The following is a 2134-nucleotide window of genomic DNA, read 5'->3' as shown; positions in this document are numbered from 1 at the left end:
TAGCCCTTGTAATGAATCAATTATTATGAGGAGGATTCACGTGGAAAGAATTGCTTTACGAAAAGTAAAAGGTCTTATTGGATTATTGATGGTTTTTGTATTAGCATTTGTATCATTTCCGTGGAGTACATCAGTCAAAGCGGAAGAGAAAAAGCAAGAAAAGGCACCAAGTGAGAAGAAAATAGTTTTCCCCGTTGTAAGTGATGTTCATATTAAAAATAGTGGAACAGATGATATGTTTCGCTGGAAAAGAGCGATTGAACAGTTCAATACGCTTGCACCAAAGCAAGATGCGTTCGTAATTGTAGGAGATTTTACTGATTCAGGGTCTGTGCAGCAATATGATCGTTTCATGCAAGTGTATAATGACAATGCAAATAAAGATGCGGTACGAATGAATTCTCTAGGTAATCATGATTATTGGAACGGTTTATCAGTAGAGGGAGCACAGAAGCGTTTCTTAGAAAAAACAGGAATGGAATCAATTTATTATCATAAAGTGGTAAAAGGGTATCATTTTATCGTAATGTCTCCAGAAAATGAAACGACACATGGGTATTATTCGGACAAACAAATTAATTGGTTAAAAGAAGAAATGGCAAAGGCGCAAAAAGATGATCCAGAAAAACCGATTTTTGTATTTTTACATCAACATATTAAAGATACAGTGTACGGTAGCCAAGAATGGGGAACGAAGGATAGTGCAAAAATTAATGCAGTATTAAAAGAATATCCACAAGTCATTACGTTTTCAGGTCATTCGCATTATCCATTAGATGATCCAAGATCGATTCATCAAAAGGACTTTACATCTGTTGGTACCTCTTCTGTAAGCTATATGGAGGTAGAGGGTGGCAAAGTGCAAGGGAATATTCCTTCAGAATCGCGTGCATTAAGCCAAGGTTTATTAGTAGAAGTAGACGATAAAGAAGTAACGATTAATCGACGCGATTTCCATAAGAATTCTTGGACAGGCGAGCCATGGAAAATTCAGTTGCCATCAAAGAAAGAAACTTTTACACATGTAGAAGATCGTGATAAAGAAAAGCCATCTTTTGCAAAAGATGCAAAGTTATCAGTATCGAATGTAACAGAAAATGCAGCAACAGTAACATTCATGCAAGCATTGGACAACCTTCTTGTTCATTCTTATCGCGTACAAGCTAGAGATAAGCAAACTGGAGAAATAAAAAATAAATTACTAGCATTTTCAGAGTTTTATCGTGACCCAGTGCCGAAAGAACTGACATTTACACTTGCAGGATTAGATGGCGGGAGAACATATACGTTTGAAGTAGTCGCGATTGATTCATTTGGTAATGAAAGTGTGCAACCGTTAACGGCAGAAATTACTACGAAAAAAGATAACATTGATCCGAATGTGAAAGTACCAAAGGCTGATATTTTTGATGTGAATTTCTCAGATGGTACATTTAAAGACAATTCACCATTTGGTACAAAAGGTGAATTGAAGGGTAATGTGACTATTGAATATGATAAAGCATTGAAAAAGAATGTTATGAAGTTAAATGGAAAAGCTAATACATTTGGATATATTCCATTTTCAGCAGCACAAAAAGAGAAAATAGCAAATACGTTTACGTTAGAAACTGTGTTTTCAATGAATGAAATTCGCGGACAAGGTATTTTGCAAAATACAGAGAGCGGCGGAATTGGTTTTGAGTCTACAGGAAGTGGATATGTTGAATTATGGGCTCACATTGGCGGTAGCTACAAACGTGTTGGCGTTCAATTGGAAGCGAACAAAACGTATCATTTAACAGGAACATATAACGGAAGCGAAGTGGCAATTTACGTAGATGGTAAAAAAGTAAATAGTCAGTTAGCTCAAGGAAAAGTTTATAGCCCGAACGTACCATTTGCATTTGGAGCGGATCCTGATAGCAATGGAAATGGCGGCATTCCATTAAACGGTCAAATCGCGCTTGCAAAATTATATAGTAAAGCGTTAAGTTCTTCAGAAGTATTAGCAGCGTACAATGAATTTTCTAACCGTACGAAGTTAGAGCAAGTCAACGCATTATATGAGGAGCTAGGAAAAGTAAAGGAAGTGTTAGATGGTACGTATGAGTTTGGTGGTAAGCCAGGTCAATATTCAAAGGAAGCATTTCAA

Annotated in this window: 1 protein-coding gene; it reads left to right on the top strand. The window is 36.5% G+C overall.

Features of this window, described 5'->3' with window-relative positions; all coding sequences use genetic code 11:
• Positions 1–40 precede the first annotated feature (40 nt).
• Positions 41–2134 (top strand): LamG-like jellyroll fold domain-containing protein (locus tag MR167_RS31240; RefSeq protein ID WP_242316215.1); only part of this gene is annotated, 2094 nt, incomplete at its 3' end.

It is taken from the genome of Bacillus cereus group sp. BfR-BA-01355 (assembly GCF_022663675.1).
Lineage (GTDB): Bacteria > Bacillota > Bacilli > Bacillales > Bacillaceae_G > Bacillus_A > Bacillus_A thuringiensis_S.
This window is presented reverse-complemented; position numbering and strand designations above follow the sequence as displayed.